This is a genomic window from Roseiarcus sp., from assembly GCF_052145395.1.
In the GTDB taxonomy this organism is placed as follows: Bacteria; Pseudomonadota; Alphaproteobacteria; order Rhizobiales; family Beijerinckiaceae; genus Roseiarcus.
The window spans coordinates 1-3,357 of record NZ_JBKQOT010000217.1 but is presented as its reverse complement, the minus strand read 5'-3'; the positions used below and the strand labels follow the sequence as shown (position 1 = coordinate 3,357).

The 3,357-nt window shown below is 69.6% G+C and carries 2 protein-coding genes; one reads left to right on the top strand and one right to left on the bottom strand.

Translation table 11 applies throughout. The annotated features are described in order from the left end of the window. A partial coding sequence (ptsP, locus tag ACLP25_RS07400; RefSeq protein WP_442468570.1) for a phosphoenolpyruvate--protein phosphotransferase occupies positions 1-2,259 on the bottom strand: 2,259 nt, incomplete at its 3' end. A 170-nt stretch (positions 2,260-2,429) separates the two neighbouring features. Here ptsP and ACLP25_RS07395 point away from each other — a divergent pair. Further along, the coding region (locus tag ACLP25_RS07395) for a LacI family DNA-binding transcriptional regulator (RefSeq protein ID WP_442468569.1) at positions 2,430-3,357 on the top strand (928 nt) is incomplete at its 3' end.

Here is a 3,357-nt window from a genome sequence, read left to right as displayed (position 1 = left end):
GTCGATCAGGCGCAACACAGCCGGATGCAGGCTGTCGGCCTCGGCCGCGAGCTCCGGGTGCTGCCGGTCGATGGCGAGGGCGTACTGGGTCAGGTCGTTGGTGCCGATCGAGAAGAAGTCGACGTAGGGGGCGAAGCGGTCGGCGAGGATGGCGGCCGAGGGCACCTCGACCATAATGCCGAGCGGAACTTTCGGAGCGCCGAGTTCGGCGCGGATGCGCTCGCATGCGGCGCTGAGAGCGACGACCTCCTGCAACGACGTGATCATCGGGAACATGATCGAGAGCTTCCGTCCACCTTTGGCGGCGCGATAAAGCGCGCGCAGCTGCGGCTCGAGGAGATCAGGACGCCGCAGCAGCAGGCGGGCGCCGCGCACGCCGAGGAAGGGGTTGGCCTCCTGCGGCAGGGCGAGATGGGCGACCTGCTTGTCGCCGCCGATGTCGAGGGCGCGCACGATGAGCGGCCGGCTCCCCAGCGCATCGAGCATGCCCGTGTAGATTTCGGCCTGCTTGTCCTCGGTGGGGGTCGCGCCGTGCTCGAGGAAGAGGAACTCGGTGCGCATCAGGCCAACGCCCTCGGCGCCGAGATCGAGCGCCAGAGCGATCTGATCGGGCGTGTTGACGTTCGCGGCGATCTCGACCGTATGGCCGTCGACCGTCACGGCGGGGGCCGCGCGATCCTGGCTCTCCTGCACCCGGCGTGCGGCCTCCGCGGCCATGCGCTCGCGCGCCGAGGCGATCGCCGCCTCGTTCGGGTCGAGCCACAGCCGGGCGCCATTGCCGTCGAGAATGCCTTCAGCGCCTTCTGAAACGTCGAGCAGGGCGTCGCCGGCGGCGACGAGCGCCGGCAGGCCGAGCGTGCGGGCGAGAATGGCGGTGTGGGAAGTCGGTCCGCCGCGAGCGGTGGCGAGCGCCACGATGCGGGCGGTGTCGAGCCCCGCGGTGTCGGACGGCGTGAGGTCGTCGGCGACGAGGATCACAGGTCCGTCCGGCAGATCAGAGGCGGCGCTCGTGGTCTCGAGCTCGGGCGCGAGACGCGCCAGAACCCGGCGGCCGACGTCGCGCAGGTCGACTGCGCGGGCGGCGAGCATCGGGTTGCCCATGGCGGCGATGCGGTCGGCGGTCCGGCTGACCGCCTCGCGCCAGGCCCAGGCGGGTCCGTGGCCCTCGACCATCAGCTGGCAGGTGAGGGTCACGAGGTCGGTGTCGGAGAGGAACTCGGCCTGCGCCTTGAAGATGCCGGCCTCGGCGGCGCCGAGGCGTCGGCCCGTGTCGTCGGCGAGCACGGCGAGTTGCTGCTTCGTCGACACGATCGCGTCATTCAGGCGGTCGCCGCCGTCGATCAGCGGCAGCGGAACGTCCGGCACGACGATCTCGGCCGGGCGGACCACGTGAAGCCGGCCCACGGCGAGGCCTGGGGAGGCGGAGATGCCGGGAATGGAGGGCAGCGGCGTCGGCGGGCTCCAGCCGGGCGCGGCGGCCTTGGCGGCGGCTTTGGCGGCGTCCGCTTTCTCCTGGAGGGTGAGGCCGGTAATCGCAGCCCTCATTTGGGCGAGCGCTTCCTGAGCGCCCTCGCCCTCGGCGGAGACCACGACCTGATCGCCCTCGACGAGGCCGAGGCGGAGCAGAGAGATGAGATTGCGCGGATCGGCGGTCTGGTCGCCGCGGCGAATGCGCAGCGTCGCGCGCGTGCGGCGGGCGGTGTCGATCCAGTGAGCGGCGGGCCGCGCATGGAGGCCGCTGGGATAGTCGCAGGTCCAGGCGAAGCGCTCGGCGAGATCGACCGCCGGGGCGCCGGCGGCGATGCTCTCGACCGGCGCGCTCGTCAGAGCGGCGACGATCTCGCGGGCGTCGGTGGTGCGCGCCAGGGCGTCGAGCGCGGCCTCGTCCTGCATGAGGCCGGTGAGGCGGCGCAAAATGGCGATGTGGGCGTCGGACTGGGCGGCGATCGCGACGACAAGGCGCGCGGTCTGGCCTTCGTTCCAGACGACGCCTTCGGGCGCCTGCAGGATCGCCAGGCCAATCTGCCGCACCATGGCGCGGTCCTCGATCATGGCGTGCGGGATGGCGACGCCATGGCCGAGAAAGGTGTCGGCGACCGCTTCGCGCCGCATCATCGATTCGACGTAGGCCGGGTCGATGCGGCCCGCGGCCACCAGCATCTGCGCGGCTTCGCGGATCGCCGCCTCCTTGGTGGCGGGATGGGCGCCGAGGCGCACGAGTTCGGTTGATAGGATCTGTGGATTTGGTGCGGCGGACATGGGCGAGCCTTTCTTCCCGGATGTCTTTTTGTCGACGCCTATATGAAAACGTTCTCAGTCCTGTGTCAAGAGGAATTCTGTTGAAATTGCGCGAATTTTCTGCAACCATGAATCCATAGGGTGCCATGACGCGGCAATCTCAACGCAAATGAATGGGAACGTTTTCTGCAATGTCCATCGGCATCAAGGATGTGGCCCGCATAGCGGGCGTCTCGCCGGCGACGGTGTCGCGGGTGTTCTCCAACGGGCCGGTCAGCGCCGACCTCAAGAAAAAGGTCGAGGCGGCGGTGAAGGCGACCGGGTATCGCCCCAATCTGTCGGCGCGTCGCCTGCGCTCGCAGCACTCGTCGACCGTCGGGCTCATCGTCTCCGACCTCCGCAACCCGTTCTTCACCACCCTGAGCCGAGCGGTGGAGGATGCGGCCTACCGGGCCGACATGCGGGTGGTCCTGTGCAACACCGACGAGAACCCGGCGCGCGAGGCCATGTATCTTCGCCTGATGCAGGAAGAGCGGATCACCGGCGTCATCTACGCGCCGACGCGCAAGATGGCCGAGACGCTCGAGTCCATGGATTTCGACTTCCCGGTCGTTCTGGTCGACCGCGCCGGGCCGACGGGGACGCTGGATTCGGTGGGGATCGACAACAGGGAGGCCGCCGGCGTTCTGGCCGATCATCTCGTCGCAGAAGGCCACCGCCGCATCGTCGGCTTCTTCGGCAACACCTCGTCCACGGCCGCGGAACGCCACGACGGCTACGCCGCGACGATGGCGCGCCACGGGCTTCCGACCGACGCCTGTTTCCTGCCGCCGGCGGCGGCGGAGGCGGAGGCGGAGCTGATGCGGCGGCTCTCGGCAGGCGAGCGGCCCGACGCGGTCATGGCGTCGAACGGGCTCATGCTGCTCGGCCTCTATCGCAGCGTCCGACGGGCCGGGCTCGAGACGCCGCGCGACATCGCCATCGCCGGGTTCGATAACGAGATCTGGACGGAACTCGTCGGGCCGGGGCTCACCGTGATCGAACAACCGGTCGCCGAAATCGGTCGGGCCGCCATGGATCTGCTCTTTGAACGCCTGCGCACGCCGGACATGGCGACGC